Raw genomic sequence first — 22,687 nt, 5'->3', positions numbered from 1 at the left:
TTATCCGTCGGCAATCGGAACGAATGGCATGAGGCGACTGCGCTTGCGCTTTGCAAGGCGCGGCGCCATCATCGCCGTTCTTTTTTCGACTCCCTGATCCCAGAGGATAAAAATGAACGGCGCTGAGAGCCTGGTGCGGACCCTTGTCGCGTCCGGAGTGGACGTATGTTTTTCCAACCCCGGTACGTCGGAGATGCACTTCGTCGCTGCGCTCGACCGGGTCGAGGGCATGCGTTGCGTGCTCGGCCTGTTTGAGGGCGTCGTCACCGGCATGGCGGACGGCTACGCACGGATGGCGCTGAAACCGGCCTCGACCCTGCTGCATCTCGGCCCGGGCCTCGGCAACGGTCTTGCCAACCTGCACAATGCAAAGAAGGCCTTCACGCCGGTCGTTAACATCGTCGGCGAGCATGCGACCTATCATGTCGAATATAATGCGCCGCTGACCGCCGATATCGAAGGCATTGCTCGTCCGGTCTCCGACTGGGTGAAGACCTCGCGGTCCTCCAAGGACGTTGCGGCCGATGGCGCCGAAGCGGTGGCCGCTTCCATGGGCGTACCCGGTCAGGTGGCGACGTTGATCCTGCCGGCGAACACCGCCTGGGAAGAGTCCAATGGCCCGGCCGCCCCGGTTGCGTCGGTTGCGCGTCCGAAAGCATCAGCCGAGGCTATTCGCGCGGCCGCAGCGGCGCTGACCTCCGGCGAGGAGTGCATGATCCATATCTCCGACACCGCGCTGATGGGCGAGGCGCTGGAGATGGCTGGTCGCATCATGGCGAAGACGGGCTGCCGCCTGAGCTGCAAGACCAGCAACAGGCGTTGGGAACGTGGTGCTGGCCGGGTGCCAGTCGAGCGTATCCAGTATCCGGTGGATATCGCCCTGAAGCAGCTTGAAACGGTCAAGAACCTGATCCTGCTGGGCGCGCCCATACCGGTGGCGTTCTTTGCTTATCCGAACAAGCCCAGCGTGCTGATCCCTGAAGGCTGCAATGTCGTCGATGTGGCGCCGGAAGGGTATGACCTGCTGGACGCCCTGACCGCCATTGCGGAGGAGCTCGGAGCGACCGATATCGAGCCGATCCGTCAGAAGGCGGAAAAGCCGGCGCTGATGAGCGGCGCGCTTACGCCGGAGAGCATCGCGGCGGCGATCGGCCACCTGATGCCGAAAGACGCCATTATCGCCGATGAGTCCGTGACGTCCGGCCGGGGGCTGATGCCCTTCACTGCCGGTACCGAACAACATGACTGGTTGTCGCTGACCGGTGGCTCCATCGGCATCGGCATGCCGTTCGCGACCGGTGCGGCGATCGCCTGTCCGGACCGCAAGGTGATCTGCCTCGAAGGCGACGGCAGCGGCATGTATACGTTGCAGGCGCTCTGGACCCAGGCGCGCGAGAAGTGCAACGTCGTTAACGTTATCTTCGCTAATAGAACCTATGAGATATTGAAGGGCGAACTGATGAATGTCGGCGCCGAAAACCCGGGCCGCAAGGCCTTCGACATGCTGGAGATCGGCCGTCCGGACCTGGATTGGCGGCAACTGGCTGGCGGTATGGGGGTTTCGGCAACCCGGGCAACGACCGCGGAAGAGTTCAACGAACAATTCAAGCGCGCGTTGAACGAACCGGGGCCGCATTTGATCGAGGCCTGGATGTAATTTTGGTATAAAATTCTTGTAATGGGTCATACGCGTAAACGTGTTTCGATAGAGCGGCTAGCCGTTGAGCAGCTGTCGCGCATGTTGCAGGCCGGGTCTTCCCGGGTTTTCAACTGCGCGGCATTGCATCGCAACGTTCTTGCCGAAGGCGGTGCGCCGGGGCAATTCCTGTTCAAGACGCGGGATCTGAACAACGCGATCTTCATGAAGGAAACCTATCCCGACGACGATATGCGGGAATCGGCGACGAAGCCTGTCGGAACCAAGGTTTTCTTCTCCTACAGCGAGAAGGCGGATCTCGACGGCGGCCGGTCCATTTTCCTGAATGACCGGAACCTGCGGACCGCGCTGCAATTCCAGGCCGGCATGTCGGATTCCCCGGATTCCGCGGAAGCCGAAGCCGATCTCAAGATTCTGAAAATCCTGGATGATCTGCCCTCAGTCGACCCGTTCCTGTTTCGGGAGCGGATGGAGGCCGAGGGGTTCGATCCGCATCCGGGTTATTTCGAGATGACCGCCGCTGAATTCGGTCGTGTACGCGACCATGTCATGAAGCAGTTCCAGCCGATCGTGGAAACGGCATTCGAAGGCGTCACCGATGCTAACCGCGCCAGCTACCTGAAGACGCTGGTCAACAAGCTCTGGGACGCCACGGACATGGAGGCCCTGAAGCCGTTGCTCCAGGCCATGCAGATCCAGGATAGCGACGCGTCGGACACTTTGTACGCCTGGAAAGGCGTCATCTATTACGAGCATATTTTTGCTCGCCGGCAAGAAATCTGGAAAGATTTTGCGAACTGGCTCAATACAGAGTCTCGCCCGCTTGACAGCATGCCAGCGGCCGCGCAGGCGACCCTGAATGATCAGGTCGGTCAATGGCGTAAGCTTTACCAGAAGCGCTGGAAAGCAGTGCATCTTATGCTGGCCGAATATCGCAATTCGTATGAAACACTTTTCCGCGATCACAAGAGTCCGGAGCCGTTCATCGAATTTCTGCACAAGTCCGGGAAGCGCTTTTTCCAGATTGGCGATTCCATGAGTCGGATCGACCATTCCATCGATCTTTGGCGGACCTATGTCGGGGATTCCTCGATGCGGTATCTCCGGTACGAGCAGCTCAGTTCCCTCTCGCGTGTCAGCGTTCGTATCCTAAGCGGAAGCTAATAATGTTCCGGATGGAAAAACCGGCTGAGCTGGTCGCTCTCGAGCGGGCATTCGCAACGGCGAATGGCGGCGGAAACGGATATGCTTTCGTCTCGGCTCCCGTGGCGGTTTCTACGGTGCTTGATGTGTTGGATGGAGGCGCCCATCTGGTTCTCTCCGACGGAGCCCATCCCGATACCTACCGTGTGATCGAATCCGTCCGCCGTCGCTCCGCCGGTCTCAAGGTCGGTTTCGCTGATATGGCGGACCTCGACGCGTTGGCGGTGGCTGTCACCGGCGAGACGAGGCTGCTTTGGGTCGAAACCGTATCTGGACCCAGGCTTTCCCGCGCGGACCTCGCGCGCGTCGTGGAGTTTGCGAAAGCCCGCGACATTATGGTTCTGGCTGATAACTCGGTGCTGGGCCATGAAGCGGTCATGCCGCTTGCGGAGGGATGTGACATGGTTTTCACATCCGCACCCGCCGGTGACGTTCGCGGAGGACTGGTCGCTTTTTCCGAGAATTCCGGATTTGCCGAGGATCGCTTCGCTTATCTGCAGAGAGCATTTGATGCAATGCCGGGTCCGGCAGAGGCTGAAGCGCTGCGGCAGGCTTTGAGCGCCGTACCCGGACATATCGTCGCGCGTGCGGAGGCGGCGGCGCAGCTTGCCGCTTCCCTCAAGAATCATGCGTGCGTTGCAGAGCTTTTCTACCCCGGCGGCGGCTGCCCCGATCTGTCGGTTACCTTTCGAGGCCGGTCGGAAGAAGTGGATGCGGCTCTGGCGCGTCTGGCCTGGTTTCGGCCAGGGTTGGTTCCGGGCCAGCCGGGAACCTTCTGGCACTATGCACACAGGGATTATGAGGCTGTTCCGGAAGAAATCCGCCGCGTCCTCGGAATTCCGGACGGGCTTGTCCGGTTCGGTATTCCGGCAGAAGACCCGGATGGTCTGATTGAGGACTTTCAGGCGGCGCTCGGTTGAATGGGGCTGCCGAAATGCCCGTAATCAGACTTGAATTGAAACTTCGAGCGAATATCTCTATTCTATGAGTAGGAATAGGATCGGTTCCTAATGTCGGTTGGAGGCTAACATGGCTGTTGGGCCAGCAGTAAGCGCATCGGTAGCAGACCTCAGAAACGTCAATCAGACGCAGCAAGAGCCGGTTACGCGGCCTGTGGCCGAAGGTGATGAGGGCGAGCAGCAGATCGGCGCAAACGGCGCCAGTGTCGATGCTACCCCTAGCGAGCCGACTGTGGTGAACGTGACGGACACTTCGGCTGATCGTGGCGAGAACCAAAATCCGGGTGCGGCGGCGCTGGGCAATGATGATCGGTTGCCGGGTTCCGGTGATCCGAACAGGGGTACGACCCTCGATATCGCAGTCTGAATTATTCTTCAGACTGAAATGAAAGCGGCCCTTGAGGGCCGCTTTTTTATTTCTGAATCTCTCAAGCCGTCCGGCCGAGTGGATGTTGCTGGTACCGCTTCAGGGCGACAGCGGCCGTGGCTGCGGCGATGACCTTGAGTGCATCGCCCGGAATAAACGGCAGGGAGCCATAGAGCGCCTTGTCGAGCGGAATGCCGGCAACCGCTACCATCCAGGCGATGCCGCCGGCATAGACGATCAGGATGCCGCCGAAGACATTGATCGAGACCGCGTGGATAAGCGCGTAACGGTCCCAGGCCTTTTCCGTCAGCCATCCGATCACGAAGGCCGCAACCGGCCAGCTGAACAGGAAACCGGCCGTCACGCCCGAGAAGACCGCCGCGCCGCCGCGTCCGCCGGCAAGCAGCGGCAGGCCGACAGCGACCAGAACCAGAAAGACGACCAGCGCAAGGCCGCCGCGCCGGGCGCCGAGGATGGAGCCGGCCAGCATGACGCCAAGCGTCTGCGCCGTCACCGGCACTCCGGTAATCGGAAGCGTGAGGGCCGGGAACAGCCCGAGCACGGCGGTGATCGCTGCGAAAAGCGCGATCAGGACAAGGTCGCGTGTGGTCATGATTGAGAGACTCCGAAAGTTTTGGTGTTAGAGATCGACACCGCGCGCCTCGATGGCGTCGCTGATCTGCTCGGCGCGGCGCAGGGTCAGCACCGTCATCGGGATCAGCAGGGCGAGCGGATTGCGGTCCATGCCGCGGGCCTGTTGTGCCACGCGGACAGTTTCCCAAGTTTCAGCCAAGACCGGAATGAAGCGGATCGTCATGGCGAAAACAAGGCTGGTCTTCTCCGGATTGAGTCCGAGCGGCGCAAGCGGCCGAAGCGTGCGCTCAAGCACGGACATCAGATCCGAGACGCGTGTCGTCAGCGTCAGCAGCAGGCTGCAGGCGATCATGATGGCGAACCGTAATGTCAGGACTGTTCCGGTATCGATCGAAGTGAACATGGCATGCGCCGCATAAAAGATCGCGAGGACAATCAGCAGCGGGCGGGCCTGATGGATGATTTCCGATAACGGCAGTCGAGCCAGCGGAAACCCGATCAACATTATGGCGAGACCGGCGCCAAGCAGCCGTGCGTCGTCGGTGAAAAGAATCAGCAGCCCCGTCATGAGCAGCAGGCTGAGCTTCCAGCCGGCGGGCAGGGCATGAACCGGGGAGTCCCGGCGGACATAGAGCGACAGTTTCACTCTGCCATCTCCCTGTAAGCCGCGATGGCATCCGTCGCGGCTCCGTCGAAAGCGATACGGCCGTCCGCCAGCACCAGCACACGATCGGCGGTCGCTGCGATCTCAAGATCATGGGTGACGCAAATCACCGTCTGCGACAGTTCTTCGATGGCAGTCATCACCCGCTTCCGGTTTTTCAGGTCGAGCAGGGTGGTCGGCTCGTCCAGCACCAGATAGCGCGGCTCACGGAGCATTGAATTGGCGAGCGCGAGCAGCTGCTTTTCGCCGCCACTCAGGCTGTGGGAAGGCTGATAGCGTAAATGGGTCAGCCCGTAGCTGTCGAGGATGCGCTCGATCCGCTCGTCCTCGTCCGCCGGGCTGAGTTTCAGAGCCTTCAGACTGAAGCGGAGGTCTTCTTCCACCAGAGGCATGACGATCTGGTTGTCCGGATCCTGAAACAGAAAGCCGACTTGCCGACGGACTTCCTTCGCGGCCTTCACGGTATCGAGGCCGTCCACGGTGACGGCTCCGGTGCTTGGCCGGCGCAGGCCGTTGATCAGCCGGGCGAAGGTCGATTTACCAGACCCGTTGGCGCCGATCACGGCAATCCGCCGTTCCCGCAGCGTCAGGTTGATGTCCGCGAGAACGGTCCGGTCTCCCGCCGTCACGCTGACAGTTTCGAATGCGATCAATGCAACTTCCTCTTCGCCGGTTCTCAAAACCAGGGCGCGTGCCGATATGCCGCGCGGTCATAAACCGGATAGGGAGTGCAGGGCTTCTGCCTGAGGAGGCGCGGAAATTCAAGCCGAAACGCGCTCTTTCTGGCTGCCAGGCGGGTTTGAAAGCCCGGTCGGTGTGATGGCAAAACCGCCAGAGGCAGTACGGGTGATCTCGGCGGTGACCCCATAAAGCGTTTCGATCGTCGCGGCTGTCAGGACCGCTTCGGGCGTGCCGGTCGCCAGGATACTTCCATCCGACAGGCTGATGATCTGATCGGCAAAGCGGGTTGCCAGACCAAGGTCGTGCATGGCTGCGATGGCAAGGATTCCGTGCTCCCGGCAATGTTTGTGAACGATGTCGAGGACAAGGATCTGATGACGCAGGTCGAGAGCGGCAGTCGGCTCGTCAAGCAGCAGGACGGCTGGCGCGCGAACCAGCGCCTGGGCCAGGAACACCAGTTGGCGCTGGCCTCCACTGAGATGCCCCAATGTTCGCAATTGCAGGTCACTGAGTCCGAAGACGGCAAGCGCTTCGAGAGCTGCCTCCCGGTCTTTCTCGGCGACCCTCATGCCGAGGCTTCGCAGGCGGCCAAGCAGCACAACCTCGAGAACGGTCAGGGCCGAAGCTGTTCCGGTATCCTGCGGCATATAGGCAATGGCATCTTCCGGCCGTTCGCCCGAGAGCATAGAGACCGTTCCGCCATGCGGTTGCAGGCCGGCAATGGCCCTCAGAAGACTCGATTTTCCGGTGCCGTTCGGGCCGATCAGCGCGGCGCGGCACCCGGCCGGAAGGCTGAAGGTGATATTTCGCAGGATCTCCGTTCGGCCGTAGCTGAGGGACAGGTCTTTCACGAGCAGTGTCACCAGTATGCCCTCCTTTGCTTAAGGATCAGCCCGAACAGGAAAGGCACGCCGATAATCGCGGTGACGATGCCGATCGGAACAACGGCGCCGGGTGCGATGAGTTTCGAGGCGATCGATGCGCCGATCATGATGCCCGCACCTGCGACGCCGGACAGGGGCAGCAACAGGCGTTGATCCTCGCCGACCAGCATGCGGGCGATATGCGGGGCGACCAGGCCGATGAAACCGATTGTGCCGACAAAGGAGACGGCGCCCGCCGTCAAGAGGGCAACGATTGCAAAGACCCTGAGCCGGAGCGGTTTGACTTTCACACCCAGGCTGGCCGCGCGCGCTTCGCCGAGGCGGAGCGCCGTCAGGTGCCACAAATTCGGAAGGATCAGAAGGCACCCGAGGATCAGGATCGAGCCGGAAACCCGGACACTGGTCCAGCCGGCTTTCAGCAGGCTGCCAAAGACCCAGAACACGATCTCCTGCAGGATTTCCGGCGCAGCCATGTACTGGATCAGGGATTGCAATGACTGGAACAGAAACAGGGTCGCGATGCCGGCCAGAACCATGACCTCCGCGCTCATGCCGCGCCGCCAGGAAAGTCCGAGAACGAGAATGGCCGCGAGTGATGCGGTGCTGAAGGCTGCGACTGGAACGCTGAAAGCGGACAAGGGGCCGAGTGAGAAGCCGGTCAGGATGGCGATCGACGCGCCGAGGCCAGCCGCGGCGGAAAAGCCGAGCGTGTAGGGGCTGGCGAGCGGGTTGCCCAGGATGGTCTGCATCAGCGCGCCGCCAATCCCGAGCGAAGCCCCGACGATCAGGCCCGTCAGGGTCATCGGCAGGCGAATATCGTGCACGATCACGACTGCCATCGGATCGCCGGCACCGTCGGCATCAATCAGGGCCGCGAGGACATCGAAGACATTCAGGAAAGACGGCCCGATCAGCATGTCGGCAATAGCGGCCATGGCAACCAGCATGAAGCCGGCGAGGGCCACACCGAACCGCCTGTTTGTCAGTGAGCTGTAGTCTTTCTGGTCCTGGGGCCTGTTTTTCGGGATCGAATGCGTCATGCTTTTCTCGCGATAGGAGGAAGCTGGCGGGCCCCGGCGGCTCGGATCGTTTGCCGGGGCCGCAGGGCGTCAGTCAGCCTTCAGCATGAAGCTTCCGGTGGCTGCGACAGGCAGCCATCTCTCGTAGAAGCGCCGGTGGTTTTCCTGCGGGTCGACATCGGCAAATGCTTCCGGGTGCAGCGCCTTGGCGATGAATTGCAGGAACGTGTAGTCGTACAGGGTCCGCGCGCCGCCGTGATAGACGGCATAGATCTCGTTGTTCCGGATGGCCGGTAGGTCCGGCCACCCGGGACGGGACCGGTATGGAGCCACGCGCGCACGGGTCTGTTTCTCGTCAATGCCGAAGCCAAGCAGAACCGCCTTGTCCCGGCCTTGCCATCCGGAGCCTGCAAGCAGGACCATTTCCGGCTTCGAGGCGAGCACATATTCAGGGCTGAGGGCGCCCCAGTTTGTAATCTGGCCGTTGGCGATATTGTCTCCACCGGCGAGGTCGATCACACCGCCCCACATTCGTCCGGCATAGCTGTTGTCGTATTCCGAAGCCCCCTTGCGGGCGAGCTCGACATAGACCCGCTTTTTCGGACCGGTGGCCTCTGCCACACGGGCGAGAACGTCGTTGAAGGCGGCTTCATATTCGCCGGCCAACTGTTCAGCGCGGTCTTCGGAGGCCATGACGGTCCCGATCAGCCGGGCGCTCGCCAGGTGCTTTTCAAGGGTCTGGGCATTGAAATCGGCGGCAACCACAGGGATGCCTGCCTTCTCCAGCTTGTCGACGGCGTTGCCCATGCTGCGGAACTGCCAGGCGGCGACGATGGCGACGTCCGGTTTTGCCACCAGCGCTGCCTCTATATTGAACGTTCCGGAATCGACCTCGCCGATATCGACGAGAGTCTCGAGGCGAGGCTCAACCGCGCTGTAGGCTTTCCACTGCAAATTACGCCAGCCTTCCCAGGTATCGCGGGAGATGGCGACGACACGCTGAAAGGCGCCGGGGCCGACGATGGCGTAGAAATCCTCGAAGTAGAAACCCAGGAGAACGCGTTTTGCGCCGTGCGGCACGGTCACGGTTCGGCCCAGAGTATCCGTCACGGTGACGGTTTCAGGAGCGGCGAATGCCGTCATCGGGACGGCAACAAGGGATGCAGCGGCGAGGGCCAGACCGGCCCCGGCCGCACGAAGAGTGCGGAACATGGGATAAAACCTTTTGTGAGAACTGATCGCGGTGCCGGAGCACCTGTTGGGGTGGATCAGCTCACAGAAGGAGGGGCGCGCGTCGGGTGACGACTCTGGGACGCCGTTAGGCGGTGGCTTTGCGTATCCGGTATTGATTGCCGGGTGTGTCCGGAAGACAGGCCGAGCGGGATACCGTCAACGGCCGGTGCCGGCAGAATGAAGGAACCGAAGGACTGGCACCAGTCGCATGTCTTTGCGCCGCTGGTCTCCTGAACGGGAAGACCCTGTGCATCGAGGGCGATGGTCCGGAGGCTGCCGTCCGGGGAGCAGATTTGTACAATTTGCTCGGCGTGTCCGGAGTCGAGCGCGGCATAGGCGGCAGAAGCCGGCGTGGAAAACACGCCGGTCATGGCGAATTGCACCGCGATCCAGAGGATCGCGGGAAGCAGCGCCAATGTCCGTTTCTGCCTCAGAGACTGCATGGCCTCACTGGATGCCGGTTAAGATCGGCGGGCACAATGTCGCGCTGATGGACGAAAGGCAATGTCAAAACCGTGCAATACGGAACCGGGCGGTTTCAGAAAGTAACACTTATCCGGAGAAAACATGACACGCCCGGCCTCTGTCATATTTGAATAACGTACCATCGATACCTTCCACCCTCGCTGGAACGTCTCGGCCTCAAACAGGAGGCTGATGGCAGGGCACAGTCCGCGAAACGGCTGGCCGATCAACCAACTCAATGGTGTGAGGGTGAGATATGACAAACGGTACGAATGAAACTGCGGTCGTGCAGGACCACGATCTCTCATTTGACGACTGGGACGACGTGAATTCTCCGCGTCCGGAGCTTTGCGATTTCGATCATGTGGTCGACAAGGCGATGAGCCGTCGTGGCTTTCTCGGCGCGTTGACCGTGTTCGGTGCCTCAAGCTTCCTGATGGGTACCTCAGCGCTGACGCCGGCCGAGGCGGCTTCCCGCCTTTCCTTCGAGCAGGTGGCGGCAAACACGCTGGACACCATCACGCTTCCGAAGGGGTACAACTGGAACGTTGTCACCACCTGGGGGCAGCCGCTCTGGTCTCACGGCGCCGATTTCGATCAAGCGACCCGGGGCACGGGCGAGACACAGGAATTCGCTTTCGGCGACAACAATGACGGCATGGCCCTGTTTGTTTCCGGCGGCAAGAATGTCCTCGCTGTGAACAACGAATACACCAACCGCTCGATCATTTACGGTGGCCGGGAGAGCAAGCTGCCGGAAAACGCCGACGATGTGCGCAAGGGCAAGGCCGCGCACGGCGTCAGTGTCATGGAAGTCGAGGAGCAGGATGGCCGCTGGAACGTCGTGATCGATTCGCCTCTGAACCGACGCATCACTGCCGATACGCCAATGGAGCTGACCGGTCCGGCACGCGGCCACGACCTGCTGAAGACCGCCGCCGACCCGAGCGGCACCACCTCGCTCGGTACCTGGAACAATTGCGGCAACGGCCGTACCCCGTGGGGCACCTATCTTGCCTGTGAGGAGAACTTCAACGGTTACTTCTCCTCCAGCGACGAGAACTACAAGCCGAGCGCGGAGTTGAAGCGCTATGGCGTGAAGACGAAGGACTGGGGCTACGCCTGGGCGACCGCAGACGAGCGCTTCGATATCTCCAAGCACCCGCATGAGCCGAACCGTGCTGGTTATATTGTCGAGATCGATCCGATGGATCCGACCTCGACGCCGAAGAAACGCACTGCCCTCGGTCGCTTCAAACACGAGAACGCCGAAGTCGTGGTCGCGGCGAACGGTCAGGTTGTCGTCTATATGGGCGACGATGAGCGCGGCGAGTTTCTCTACAAATTCATCTCGGACGGTACCTATGCGGTGGGTGGTGACAATTCCGACCTGCTCGATACCGGTTCTCTCTTCGTCGCGAAGTTCAACGAGGACGGCAGTGGCGAGTGGCTGGCGCTCACCCCGGAAACCACAGGCATGTCCGCACCCGAAATCGCAATCCATACCCGGATCGCGGCTTCGAAAGTCGGAGCGACCACCATGGATCGGCCGGAATGGGTTTCCTCCCATCCGAAAAAGGCCGAGGTCTATTGCTGCCTGACCAACAACAAGAACCGTGGCGTGAAGCCGAATGCCGGTGGCGACGACACCTCCGCCAACGGTCCTAACCCGCGCGACAAAAACAATTACGGTCAGATCGTGCGCTGGCAGCCGACCGGCGGCGACCATGTCGCGAGCGGTTTCAACTGGAACCTGTTCGTGCTTGCAGGCAACCCGACGGTTCATTCCGACGCCTATGCCGGCTCCGGGAACGTCAATGCCGACAACATGTTCAATTCCCCGGACGGTCTTGCCTTCGACAGCACCGGCCTGCTCTGGATCCAGACGGACGGCAACTACAAGAACGAAGGCGACTTTGCCGGCATGGGCAACAACCAGATGCTGGTCGGCGATCCGGAAACCGGAGAGATAAAGCGTTTCCTCGTCGGCCCCAAGGAGGCCGAGGTTACCGGCATCACCTGGAGCGCCGACCGCAAGACGCTTTTTGTCGGCATCCAGCATCCGGGCGAGAAGGGCAACAGTCACTTCCCGGGCGGTGGTGGCTCGGTGCCGCGCTCATGCGTCATCGCCATCAAACGCGACGATAACGGCCTGATCGGCTAGTCTTGCCGAAGCCTGAATCTGACGGCCGGTCGCATCTGCGACCGGCCGTTTGCTTTTCATATCCTTCTCGAAGCGGGACGCGTTGCCGGTTAGGGTATGTGTCCTTGAGCGATTTTCCGGACTTCCCATGAAACGCATTGAATATTTTTACGCGGCCTATTCCGGCTATGCCTATATCGGCTCGTCTCTCTTGCAGGAGATCGCGGTCAAGGCGGGGGCAACAATCGTGCACCGGCCGTTTTTCCTCGGCGATCTGGTGCGTGCCCGGGGTAACGCGGGACGGGTTCGTGAGGAAACGTACAGCGCCTATTGGTTCGGACGCGAAATCGAGCGCTGGGCGGAGTATCGCGGGGTCAGAATCATCAAGCGACGGCCGACATATCACCACGAATCCTACGAGATGGCGAACCGGATGCTGATCGCCAGCGGTGAGACTGGGCAGGGAACGGACCGGCTGGCGCATGCCTTTCTGGAAGCGCATTGGGCGGAGGATGCGGACCTGTCAAAGCGCGAGACGCTGCTCGCCATTGCGGCCTCGGTGGGCATGGATGGGGCGGACCTGTTCGAAACCGCCGGCGCGGAGGAGGTTGCCGCACAGCACCGTGCGAACACCGAGGAGGCTATCGCCCGGGGCTTCTTCGGCTCCCCGACCTATGTGGTCGATGGAGATCCGTTCTATGGCCAGGACCGGCTTGAGCTGGTGGTGCGGGCACTGGAGAAACCATTCGCGAATGACTGGGTTCTGCCGTCTTAGAGGCCGAGACTGGCAGGGAGCCCTGGAGGGACGATGCCGCGATGCATCCGTCAGTCTTTCGCCTGCCCCAACGAAACCGTCGCGTGACCATTTCCATTCTTCGCACCGTCGAGTTGCACCGAGAAACATTTCAAGCTGCCCGGTTTAGTGTTTCCAGCACTTGTCGGCGGGAGTAAAAACCGCCGGGGGCGTTCCTGATTCTTAAAGGACCGGTCCGGGAACATCCCCAACACCGTGAGTGGAGTATCGCTCCGACCATCCGGTCCGGCTTCACGAACCGAGATCTTTCCGCCTCCCGGTATTGGCTCGTAGGCGGTCACCGACAAGACATATCTGTCGTGGCGGCTCTGGACCTCGATGCAAATCTGCTGGGCTACACCCGGCGCAAGCTTGAAGCCCGCGTTTTCGAGGGGGGCTGTCTTGGCTGTAGGGGGGGACGCGGCAAGGCCTGCAACAACCAGGAGGCTCAAGGCCCTGAAGCGCATTTCATACCTCTTCAAAACGCCTTTCGGAAGCGGGATGCGGCCTTTGGCTGGTTCAGATAATAGCGACCTCAATGGAGCGTGGCGTAATCGGCGATACCGTTTTATCGGATCGACTTTCCATTGGTACAGGCTGGACCTGGATCACGAGCTCATCTTTCCGAATTTGACCGAGCCGGGTAAGGCGCTGGAGCGTACCGGTCAGATTGATCAGGAAGGAGGGTGGTTTTCGATCGCCATGCCCTCCGTGACCCTGATGCATTGTCGACGTTCCGAAGAAACCGAGAGTCCCGACATAGTGAGGGTCCGATGTCGGAACGTCCGGGGAGAGATAATCGCAATTCACGAACACCCGGTATTCCGAGGACGTATTTTCCGGAGGTGTCACCTCCCGCAGGATGGCAACGATCTGCTTTTGTGCGCCGGGCCGCTGTCCGGTAACAACGAATGGCAAACTGGAAGTCGCGCCGGACTCGCCCAGCGCGGCTGCAATCTCACTGGACGTGATCTGTAACGGTAGATCGAGTGGCGCCAGAACCTGCGCACTAGCCGCGTTTTCTGTTCTGACGGAGCGAATCTGCGTGTCGCCTGATCTGCCGTCAAAGAGTGCGGCATAGTCGCCTTTATGCCGAGTTTCGGACGTGAGGCTGGAGAAGGCAAGTGCGGACATCTCGGACGGCAGATCGTAGGTGTAGCCCAGAGGCTCTGTCTCCAGCAGATCCCTGACCGAGAAGCTGTAGGCGGTTCCATCGGGATTCACGAAATTGTTCCTGAACACCATGTCGAGCCATAGCGGGTCTGTTCCGTTCGCATTGCCCATCGCGTTCCAGACAGCCCAGACATGGTCGACATTCCCGTGATGCATCATGAAGAGCGGGTCCTGAGCGGTCTGTGGTTGTCGCAACGTGCCGCCGACCTGTGCATGAACAAGATTGTGCGGCGTAGCTTCCAGTATCCCGGATATGCCGACCCCGTTGGTCACCCAGCTTTCGTCGAGACTGTCCTGCTCCGGGTCCCGGGAGGTGCCAAATGCTTCGAAATCTGTCTCGGCATAGATAGATGCCATCACTTCAACGCCGACGGATTCATCCGATAGACTGTCTGTGGGCGTCATTTCGCGGGTCGGGTCGTAAAGGGGGTTCTCCTTTCCGTTATAGGTGGCATCGGAATAGGCCCGTGGGATCTGACGGTCGAAGGTCCAGTCCCAATAGGGAAGCGCAAAGCCGTCATATTGCATCTCCGCCCGGACAAGCCTTTCGAACATTTCCAGATAACCGCGATGCCATGGCAGGAAATACCAATTGTCGTGTGCGCAGCGGTTGAACTGCACTTCGTCGCCGTGAATGTTCGCAAGGGAAATCCAGTTTGTCGGGTCGCTGTCCGGTTTGGATTTCGAGATCCCGACAAAATCGCGCCACGCTTCAAGGTCGGGATGGTCGAGGTCCATACCGCCGAGGCTGCGGCGGACGGGAAGAGCATTTGCGGCGGCCGCTGTGAGCCCCGGCAAGGAGACGGCGGCCTGAAAGAGGGTGGTTGCCAGAATTCCACGCGTCATAAGCTCTCGGCGTGTCAGCATTCTTCCCTCCCTGATTATTCCGAGCGCGGTCTAGTTTTTTGTCTCCTAAAAGAGCATATTTTCCCGTTTAATGCAATTATAAGGTGTTGTTTTGCAGGCGTTGGCCGCGCGAAATTCCGGCGTAGTCATCCGATGCCAAGAATGTGAAACTTGCACTCGGTCCGGGATCTTTTGATGTATGTCAAAGGCCCGTAACGGGAGGTCTGTACACTCCCGGGTCATGACGAAATATCTGTTCGAGCAGAATCTGAATTTCCCGGACGGGCATCATCACGCCGACAGGCAGGTGAAGATGCAATGCCGGGATGTAAGCTTCTGGTACGGTAAAAAGCAGGCGCTGGACCGGGTCAATCTCGATCTTTACGACCGTGAGGTGACGGCTTTCATCGGGCCTTCGGGATGCGGCAAGTCGACCATGCTGCGGTGTCTGAACCGGACGAACGAAATCCTGCCGGGGACCCGTCTCGAAGGCACCATCACCCTGGACGGTCAGGATATCTACGATCCTGCACTGGATCCGACGGAGGTGCGCCGGCGTTTCGGCTGGGTGGCGCAGAAGCCGAACCCGTTCCCATCCTCGATCTTCGATAATATCGCCTATGGCCCCCGGATCCGCGGCATGGCCCGGGATGGTGACGAACTTCGCGACGGCGTGCGGAGTTGCCTGGAGCGGGTGGGCATGTGGGAGGAAGTGAAGGACCGGCTGTCGGAGCCCGGAACCGATCTCTCCGGCGGGCAGCAGCAGCGGCTCTGCATCGCCCGGGCAATCGCCTATGAGCCGGATGTCATCCTGATGGATGAGCCCTGTTCCGCGCTGGACCCCCATGCGACGGACCTGATCGAGCAGTTGATCGGGGAGCTGAAGACCGATTTCACCATCGTCATCATCACCCACAATTTGCGGCAGGCGGCCCAGGTCGCCCAGCGCACCGGATTTTTCCATCTCGGTGAGCTGGTAGAGATTGGCGACACGGAAACGCTGTTCAACGCGCCGGACGACCGCCGTTGCGGGGATTATATTGGCGGCCGCTACGGCTGATTGCTTCGGCTCGCTGTCGCCGGATCACCGCTGCGATTGCTATGGCAAGGCCAGTACCCAGCACCCACCAGGCAGGTCGAATGCCAATCCCAAGATCGAATTGCGACTGAAGCATGACCGAGAGCGGGACGTTATGTTTGAGCGAAATGCCGATACTCTCGCCAATGCCTGTCAGCAGGGCAGCACCGACGGCCAAAAGCACCAGTCCCTTGAGTGCCGGATCGCCCAGACGCCAGCGCCATAGCCGATACAGCATCAGCCAGACAAACAAACCGCTGAACAGGATCGGCTCGGTCACATCGTTCTTGGATTGCAGAAAGAAATGCACCAGAGCGAGCAGGCCGATCGGATAGACCAGCTTGTGCAATGCCTGCCAGCGCTTGCCGCCGAGACGCCGGATCATGCTGTCCGTCGATGTCACGGCGAGGGCGGCGAGGCCGAGCAGGGCAACGAAGCCGATGGTCAGATAAAACCGGACTGCAATCTCGGTGCCGACCTTGAGCAGGTCCCAGGATTGCTGGCCCGCATACAGTGCGAGATGCAGGAGCACTGCGAGGAAGACGGAAACGCCGATCATCCGGCGCACGACGATCAGTCCGCTCCAACGCAGCGTGCGGCGCAGTGGTGTGACGGCCAGCGATGCCAGCAGGAAGACCACGGACCACCAGCCGACCCGGTGGATGGCGACCTCCCACGGGCGCGGGCCAAGGGTGCCGGACAGACTGTCGAAAATCAGCAGCAGGGCCGGTGCCAGCAGGGCGAGGAAGGCGGCAAGCCTCGGCGGACAGATCCGCCCGGCCCGGTTCGTCCAAGGGAGATAGGCCGTAAGGGAACGGTTCAGTCCAGGGCTGCCGGTAACAACACTCATGCGGTACTCTCTTCTTGCCTGCGCCGGAAATTCGCCGGTCCGGTCAAGCTGGGCAGTTTCCGCACAGCCGCAACCCACTATTGCGTGACCGGGCTTCCCGGAGTGGCTGTTTCAGAGACGAAATCGCGCACGGCAGAGATGGTTTCGGCAAGACGGAACACCTCCTCACCCTCATGCCCGATTGGCAGGGTGGCGATGCAATTGTCGTAGAGAGTCCGGAGGCCCGCGCCCAGATCGGCGACCGGGATGCGGCGTCTGTGCACGGCCCAGCAGGCCACGGCGATTTCGAGCCCGATGATTTTCCAGCAGGCATCGATCTGCCGCGCCAGCTCGTGCACGGCGTGGACGGCATTGCTGGCGGTATCCTCGACCCCGTCCGCCACCTGTCCGGACGGATGCAGCAGATGCGGCTGCGCCCAGATCTTGACCGACGTGATCAGCGAGGCGGTGATGTGCCCGAGATTGAGGAACTGGACGCCGCCGACAGCCGAGTCTGCTTCCGCCAGCCCGATTGGCAGGCCGGAGAAGGCGGGCCATTGCTGTTTGTGAACCCGCTCGCCCGCCAGATCGGCCATCTTGGCCAGCGCCTGCCGCATGCCGTCGAGGGCGAGGGTCATCCGGGTGGTGTCCATGTTGCCGTGCGAATAGGCGGGGTTCGGCCCGATATTGACCAAGGGGTTGATCACCGTGCCGGCCAGCTCGTCATTCCAGACCTGTTCCAGCCAGGTCGCGCATTCCAGCCCGGCACCGTTCACCTGGCTGGCATCGCGGAAGCTGAGGGGATCCTGCAGGAAGCGGGCGGCGCCCGGCTGCCAGAGAACACTGTCCGCCAAAGCCTCGCGCATGCGGGCGGCGGAGCGGGACTGGCCTTGACGGCGATGCACGGAATTCACCGGCTCGGAGATCGCATCGAGGTTGCAGCGGAAGCCTTCCATGGTCATCGCGGCGGCGAGATCGAAGCCGCGCATCAGCTCGGAAAGCTCGGTGATGCAAAGCGCGCCGCTTGCCAGGCTGAGCGCGTTGCAATTGATCATCGCAAGCGCGTCCTTGGGGAAGGGAAGCCCCTGCTCGACCGCTTTCGGATGGGACAGCGCCCAGTCCGCGATCTGTGACAGCGGCACAAGGTCGGAGGCACCGATCGACCCGCTGGTATCGATGTTCGGCATCTCGTGCGCGGAGGCCATTTCCGCCATCAGCTCGATCAGCTCCAGAGAAGCACCGGAGGATCCCGAGGCCAGTTCATGCAGCAGCACGATGATCGTTGCCCGAACCACGTCCGGCTCGGCCGTCGGGCCCGGCACGCGGGTGCCGTGCCCCCGTATCAGCCGCCGATTATAGGCGGCGGCCTCGTCCGCGCTGACCTTGTGCTCTTTCTGCGAGCCGACGCCTGTGTTGATGCCGTAGACCGGGGCGTCCCCGGAGAGAATCCGGTCCACCGCCTGCCGGGCTTCGCGGATACGCTCCTGCACGGCGGGCGCAAGGCTGAAGGATGTGGCATTTCGTGCCGCCGCCACCAGCCGCTCGCAGGTCAGCGGCGCTTCGCCGACGACGAAGCCGGATGTCTCTCTCCCGGCGCTCATCAGCGGATGGAAGGCAGGTTGAGGCCATGCTCCTTCGCGCAGTCCACGGCGATCTCGTAGCCCGCATCCGCATGCCGCATGACGCCGGTCGCCGGATCGTTCCAGAGCACCCTCTCCAGCCGGCGGTCCGCATCCTCGGTGCCGTCGCAGACGATGACCATGCCGGCATGCTGGGAGAAGCCCATGCCGACGCCGCCGCCATGATGCAGCGAGACCCAGGTGGCGCCCGAGGCCGTGTTTAGCAGCGCGTTCAGCAGCGGCCAGTCGGATACCGCATCGGAGCCGTCCTTCATGGACTCGGTTTCCCGGTTCGGGGAGGCAACGGAGCCGCTGTCGAGATGGTCGCGGCCGATCACCACCGGGGCCTTCAACTCGCCGTTCCGGACCATCTCGTTGAAGGCGAGCCCGAGCCGGTGCCGATCACCGAGGCCAACCCAGCAGATCCGCGCCGGAAGTCCCTGGAAGGAAATCCGCTCCCGCGCCATGTCGAGCCAGTTGTGCAGGTGCGTGTCGTCCGGCATCAGCTCCTTCACCTTGGCGTCAGTCTTGTAGATATCCTCCGGATCGCCGGAGAGAGCGACCCAGCGGAACGGGCCGACGCCGCGGCAGAACAGCGGACGGATATAGGCAGGCACGAAGCCGGGGAAGGCGAAGGCGTTCTCCAGCCCTTCCTCAAGTGCGACCTGGCGGATGTTGTTGCCGTAATCGACGGTGGGGACGTCCCGTTCCGAGAACGCGACCATCGCCGCGACATGGGTCTTCATGGAAGCGCGGGCGGCCTTTTCGACGGATTTCGGATCGCTTTCCTGCTTCTCCCGCCACTCCGCGACCGTCCAGCCCTGCGGCAGATAGCCGTGCACCGGGTCATGTGCCGATGTCTGGTCGGTGACGATGTCCGGGCGGATGCCGCGCCGCTCGATCTCCGGCACGATGTCGGCCGCATTGCCGAGCAGGCCGACGGATTTCGCCTCACCCGCCGCTGTCCAGCGCTCGATCATTTCAAGCGCCTCATCGAGGCTGGTGGCCTTCTCGTCGACATAGCCGGTGCGCAGGCGGAAATCGATCCGGGTCTCGTCGCATTCGACGGCAAGGCAGCAGGCGCCCGCAAAGACGGCGGCGAGCGGTTGCGCGCCGCCCATACCGCCGAGACCGGCTGTCAGGATCCATTTGCCCTTCAGGCTGCCGCCATAATGCTGCCGGCCAGCTTCAACGAAGGTTTCATACGTGCCCTGCACGATGCCCTGACTGCCGATATAGATCCAGGAGCCGGCCGTCATCTGGCCGTACATCATCAGGCCCTTGCGATCGAGCTCGTTGAAATGCTCCCAAGTGGCCCAGTGCGGCACCAGGTTGGAATTGGCGATCAGCACGCGCGGCGCGTCCTTGTGCGTGCGGAAGACGCCGACCGGCCGTCCGGACTGCACCAGCAGGGTCTCGTCCTCTTCCAGCGCCTTCAGGCTGGCGACGATCCGGTCGAAATCCTCCCAGGTCCGGGCGGCCCGGCCGATGCCGCCATAGACCACCAGCTCATGCGGGTTCTCGGCCACGTCCGGATGCAGGTTGTTCATCAGCATCCGCATCGGCGCTTCGGTGGTCCAGTGCTTGGCGCTCAGCTCCGGGCCGGTCGGCGGGAAGATGTCGCGGGCATTCTTGCGGGGATTTGTCATGGTTTCGGCTCCGGTTTAGTAGCGGGCGGAAAGGCCCATCAGCGGGCCATGTTCGGTGGCCTCCGCGACGGTTTTGTCGAGGATGCGTTCGGCGACCGCTTCGATATCGACGGCGATCTCGCGGTCTTCCGTCAGGGTTGGCGAGACGGTGCGGATGGCGTCGACGGCGCGCTGCAGGGCTGCGCTGGTTTTCAGCGGGGCGCGGAATTCGACCCCTTGTGCGGCGCAGAGCAGTTCGACGGCGATGATCCGGGTCAAATTGTCGTTCATCCGCATCAGCCGCCGGGCGCCGTGGGCGGCCATGGAAACATGATCTTCCTGATTGGCGCTGGTCGGCGTCGAATCCGTCGAGCAGGGATTGGCGAGATGCTTGTTCTCGCTCATCAGCGCGGCGGTGGTGACCTCCGCGATCATCATGCCGGAATTCAGTCCCGGCTCCGGCGTCAGGAAGGCAGGCAGGTCGAAGGACAGCACCGGATCGACCATCAACGCGACGCGGCGCTGGGCGATGGCACCGATCTCGGCGATGGCGATGGCCATCTGGTCGGCGGCGAAGCCGACCGGCTCGGCGTGGAAGTTGCCGCCGGAAATGATCCGGCCGTCCTCGACCAGCACCAGCGGGTTGTCGGTGACCGCGTTGGCCTCGATCTCCAGCGCGCGGGCGGCGTGGCGCATCATGTCGATAGCGGCGCCGGAAACCTGCGGATGGCAGCGGATGCAATAGGGGTCCTGCACGCGGGTGTCGCCGAGCACATGGCTTTCGCGGATCTCGGAGCCGTCCATCAGCGCCCGCATGGCGGCGGCGACATCGATCTGGCCCGGATGGCCGCGCAACGCGTGGATGGCCGGATGCAGGGGCGCGGTGGAGCCCATGATGGCGTCGGTGGAGAGGGCTGCCGCAACCACACCCGCCTCGACATTTCGCCAGGCATGGGACAGGGCGGCCAGCGCGTAGGCAGTGCAGAACTGGGTGCCGTTGATCAGCGCCAGCCCTTCCTTCGGGCCAAGCTCGATCGGTGTCAGCCCGGCGGCGTCCAGCGCCTCCTTGCCCGGCATGATCTGGCCCTTGTACTCGGCCTTGCCCTCGCCGATCAGCACCGCCGCCATGTGGGCGAGCGGGGCAAGGTCGCCGGAGGCACCGACGGAACCCTGGCTCGGCACGATGGGTGTCACTCGGGCGCGCAACATCGCCTCGATCAGCTCGATGACTTCCCAGCGCACGCCGGAGGCGCCACGTCCGAGAGAGAGTAGTTTCAGGATCATCATCGCCCGCACCACCTGCGTCTCTGTCGGCGCGCCGACACCGGCGCAGTGGGAGCGGATCAGGTTGCGTTGCAGGGTCGAGGTGTCTTCCGGCGCGATGCGTACGGTGGCGAGCTTGCCGAAGCCGGTATTCACACCGTAGACGGCTTCATCTCCGTTGGCTGCCTGGGCGACAAGTGCAGCAGCCGCATCGACGGCGGGCTTCGCCGCCCGGTCGAGCCGGAACCGGTGGCCCTGGCCACGCAGGCCTTCGAGATCAAGCAGCGTGGTGCTGCCCGGCGTCAGGATGATGTCGCTCATGAAGTCCCCGCGAAAATGCGCTTGTGAAGAGGATTGAACCCGATGCGGTAGGCCAGCTCCGCCGGCTCGCTGACATTCCAGATGGCGAGGTCGGACCGCTTGCCGGCTTCGATGGTGCCGGCATCGGCGAGGCCAAGCGCCTGAGCGGCGATCCGGGTGGCGCCTGCCAGCGCCTCCTCCGGTGTCATCCGGAACAGCGTGCAGGCCATGTTCATAGCCAACAGCAGGGAGGTCAGTGGCGAAGAGCCGGGATTGCAGTCCGTCGCAATCGCCATTGGCACGCCCGCATCGCGCAGGGCCTGAACCGGTGGCAGCTGCGTCTCGCGCAACGTGTAGAAGGCGCCTGGCAGCAACACGGCGACGGTGCCGCTTTCGGCCATGGCGGCAATGCCGTCCGCGCCGAGATATTCCAGATGATCCGCCGACAGCGCGCCGTACCGGGCGGCCAGTGCCGTGCCGCCGAGATCGGAAAGCTGCTCCGCATGGAGCTTCACCGGCAGGCCGAGGATTTCGGCCCGTTTGAAAACGCGCTCGATCTGCGCCGGGTTGAAAGCGATGCCTTCGCAGAAACCGTCCACTGCATCGACAAGACCTTCGTCCGCCGCTTCCGTCAGGGCAGGCAGGCAGATCTCGTCGATATAGGCGTCCGCCCGGTTCTTGTATTCCGCCGGTACCGCATGGGCGCCGAGAAAGCTCGTGCGGACCTGGACCGGCCGCTCCCGCCCGATCCGCCGGGCGGCGCGGAGCATGCGCAGCTCGGTCTCGATATCGAGGCCATAGCCCGACTTGATTTCGATTGTGGTGACGCCTTCCGCCAGCAGCGCATCGACGCGGGGCAGGGCATCGGAGACCAGTTCGTCCTCGCTCGCCGCGCGGGTGGCCGTCACGGTGGAGACGATGCCGCCGCCTGCACGGGCCACTTCCTCGTAACTCGCGCCTTCGAGGCGCAGCTCGAACTCTCGGGCTCGGTTGCCGCCAAAGACGATATGAGTGTGACAATCCACCAGTGCGGGGGTGATGAGCCGCCCGCCGAGATCCTCGCGCGGCCAGTCCGCATAGCTGGCCGGAAGATCCGTTTCCGGGCCTGCCCAGGCGATCTTCCCCTCCCTCAGCGCGACAGCGCCGTTCTTCACCAGACCATAGGAAACGGTGCTGGGGAGCATGGTGGCGAGCGTGGTATTGCCGAGGATCTGCATGGCCGTCTGGTCCGAATAGAAGCTTGCCCGGAAGGCTGATTTGAATATTATGTCTATACATAATAATTGCTG

The 22,687-nt window shown here is 62.1% G+C and carries 20 protein-coding genes; 7 read left to right on the top strand and 13 right to left on the bottom strand.

The features are described from left to right. The first annotated feature begins 112 nt into the window (after window positions 1-112). From K328_RS0113395 to K328_RS0113380, 4 genes are all read left to right on the top strand, one after another. On the top strand, window positions 113-1,657 hold the full coding sequence (locus K328_RS0113395) for an acetolactate synthase large subunit (RefSeq protein WP_028466408.1): 1,545 nt from the start codon (window positions 113-115) through the stop codon (window positions 1,655-1,657). A gap of 21 nt (window positions 1,658-1,678) precedes the next feature. Next, window positions 1,679-2,821: a hypothetical protein gene (locus K328_RS0113390; protein WP_156901344.1), complete on the top strand. Its 1,143-nt coding sequence runs from the start codon at window positions 1,679-1,681 to the stop codon at window positions 2,819-2,821. 2 nt (window positions 2,822-2,823) lie between these two features. Beyond that, complete coding sequence (locus tag K328_RS0113385) at window positions 2,824-3,780, top strand: PLP-dependent transferase (RefSeq protein WP_028466406.1); 957 nt, start codon at window positions 2,824-2,826, stop codon at window positions 3,778-3,780. 109 nt (window positions 3,781-3,889) lie between these two features. Further along, a complete protein-coding gene (locus tag K328_RS0113380) occupies window positions 3,890-4,186 on the top strand; it encodes a hypothetical protein (RefSeq protein WP_028466405.1) in 297 nt (98 codons plus the stop codon). A gap of 61 nt (window positions 4,187-4,247) precedes the next feature. On the opposite strand, the gene K328_RS0113375 is transcribed toward K328_RS0113380, so the two are convergent. From K328_RS0113375 to K328_RS0113345, 7 genes are all read right to left on the bottom strand, one after another. After that, window positions 4,248-4,799: a biotin transporter BioY gene (locus K328_RS0113375; RefSeq protein ID WP_036554283.1), complete on the bottom strand. Its 552-nt coding sequence runs from the start codon at window positions 4,797-4,799 to the stop codon at window positions 4,248-4,250. Window positions 4,800-4,826: 27 nt separating this feature from the next. Continuing rightward, entirely contained in the window at window positions 4,827-5,426 is a 600-nt protein-coding gene (locus K328_RS0113370; protein WP_028466403.1) for an energy-coupling factor transporter transmembrane component T family protein, read from the bottom strand. Then, window positions 5,423-6,097 carry an energy-coupling factor ABC transporter ATP-binding protein gene (locus tag K328_RS0113365; RefSeq protein ID WP_036554281.1) on the bottom strand — a complete coding sequence of 225 codons (675 nt, stop codon included), beginning with the start codon at window positions 6,095-6,097 and terminating at the stop codon, window positions 5,423-5,425. Before K328_RS0113365 ends, K328_RS0113370 begins: the two co-directional genes overlap by 4 nt. Before the next feature lie 108 nt (window positions 6,098-6,205). Continuing rightward, window positions 6,206-6,988, bottom strand: a complete 783-nt coding sequence (locus K328_RS23995; protein ID WP_084608300.1) for an ABC transporter ATP-binding protein — start codon at window positions 6,986-6,988, stop codon at window positions 6,206-6,208. Next, on the bottom strand, window positions 6,985-8,049 hold the full coding sequence (locus K328_RS0113355; RefSeq protein ID WP_028466401.1) for a FecCD family ABC transporter permease: 1,065 nt from the start codon (window positions 8,047-8,049) through the stop codon (window positions 6,985-6,987). The genes K328_RS23995 and K328_RS0113355 overlap by 4 nt, the downstream gene beginning before the upstream one ends. 69 nt (window positions 8,050-8,118) lie before the next feature. Next, entirely contained in the window at window positions 8,119-9,240 is a 1,122-nt protein-coding gene (locus K328_RS0113350; RefSeq protein WP_036554278.1) for an ABC transporter substrate-binding protein, read from the bottom strand. A gap of 56 nt (window positions 9,241-9,296) precedes the next feature. Beyond that, entirely contained in the window at window positions 9,297-9,704 is a 408-nt protein-coding gene (locus K328_RS0113345; protein ID WP_028466399.1) for a DUF2946 family protein, read from the bottom strand. A 278-nt stretch (window positions 9,705-9,982) separates the two neighbouring features. Here K328_RS0113345 and K328_RS0113340 point away from each other — a divergent pair, with 278 nt between their 5' ends. Together K328_RS0113340 and K328_RS0113335 are read left to right on the top strand one after the other, a co-directional pair. Then, entirely contained in the window at window positions 9,983-11,890 is a 1,908-nt protein-coding gene (locus K328_RS0113340; RefSeq protein ID WP_051284894.1) for a PhoX family protein, read from the top strand. A gap of 127 nt (window positions 11,891-12,017) precedes the next feature. After that, entirely contained in the window at window positions 12,018-12,644 is a 627-nt protein-coding gene (locus tag K328_RS0113335; protein ID WP_028466397.1) for a 2-hydroxychromene-2-carboxylate isomerase, read from the top strand. Between the two features lie 537 nt (window positions 12,645-13,181). On the opposite strand, the gene K328_RS0113325 is transcribed toward K328_RS0113335, so the two are convergent. Next, window positions 13,182-14,702 carry a tyrosinase family protein gene (locus K328_RS0113325; protein ID WP_028466395.1) on the bottom strand — a complete coding sequence of 507 codons (1,521 nt, stop codon included), beginning with the start codon at window positions 14,700-14,702 and terminating at the stop codon, window positions 13,182-13,184. Window positions 14,703-14,880: 178 nt separating this feature from the next. Here K328_RS0113325 and pstB point away from each other — a divergent pair, with 178 nt between their 5' ends. Then, window positions 14,881-15,741: a phosphate ABC transporter ATP-binding protein PstB gene (gene pstB / locus K328_RS0113320; RefSeq protein ID WP_425411520.1), complete on the top strand. Its 861-nt coding sequence runs from the start codon at window positions 14,881-14,883 to the stop codon at window positions 15,739-15,741. Here pstB and K328_RS23990 read toward each other — a convergent pair. From K328_RS23990 to hutI, 5 genes are all read right to left on the bottom strand, one after another. Further along, window positions 15,686-16,609 (bottom strand): protein-methionine-sulfoxide reductase heme-binding subunit MsrQ, encoded by a 924-nt coding sequence (locus K328_RS23990; protein ID WP_156901342.1) that lies wholly within the window; start codon window positions 16,607-16,609, stop codon window positions 15,686-15,688. The genes pstB and K328_RS23990 overlap by 56 nt on opposite strands. A gap of 77 nt (window positions 16,610-16,686) precedes the next feature. Further along, window positions 16,687-18,189 carry an aromatic amino acid ammonia-lyase gene (locus K328_RS0113310; RefSeq protein ID WP_028466393.1) on the bottom strand — a complete coding sequence of 501 codons (1,503 nt, stop codon included), beginning with the start codon at window positions 18,187-18,189 and terminating at the stop codon, window positions 16,687-16,689. Beyond that, window positions 18,189-19,856, bottom strand: a complete 1,668-nt coding sequence (gene hutU / locus K328_RS0113305; protein WP_028466392.1) for a urocanate hydratase — start codon at window positions 19,854-19,856, stop codon at window positions 18,189-18,191. The genes K328_RS0113310 and hutU overlap by 1 nt, the downstream gene beginning before the upstream one ends. A gap of 15 nt (window positions 19,857-19,871) precedes the next feature. Next, on the bottom strand, window positions 19,872-21,419 hold the full coding sequence (gene hutH, locus K328_RS23985; RefSeq protein ID WP_036554276.1) for a histidine ammonia-lyase: 1,548 nt from the start codon (window positions 21,417-21,419) through the stop codon (window positions 19,872-19,874). Then, window positions 21,416-22,615 carry an imidazolonepropionase gene (hutI, locus tag K328_RS0113295; protein WP_028466391.1) on the bottom strand — a complete coding sequence of 400 codons (1,200 nt, stop codon included), beginning with the start codon at window positions 22,613-22,615 and terminating at the stop codon, window positions 21,416-21,418. Before hutI ends, hutH begins: the two co-directional genes overlap by 4 nt. Window positions 22,616-22,687: the final 72 nt, after the last annotated feature.

The sequence above is a fragment of the Nisaea denitrificans DSM 18348 genome (assembly GCF_000426505.1).
Taxonomy (GTDB): Bacteria; Pseudomonadota; Alphaproteobacteria; order Thalassobaculales; family Thalassobaculaceae; genus Nisaea; species Nisaea denitrificans.
Note: the sequence above shows the minus strand (reverse complement) of the source record. Positions and strands in the feature narration are given on the sequence as shown.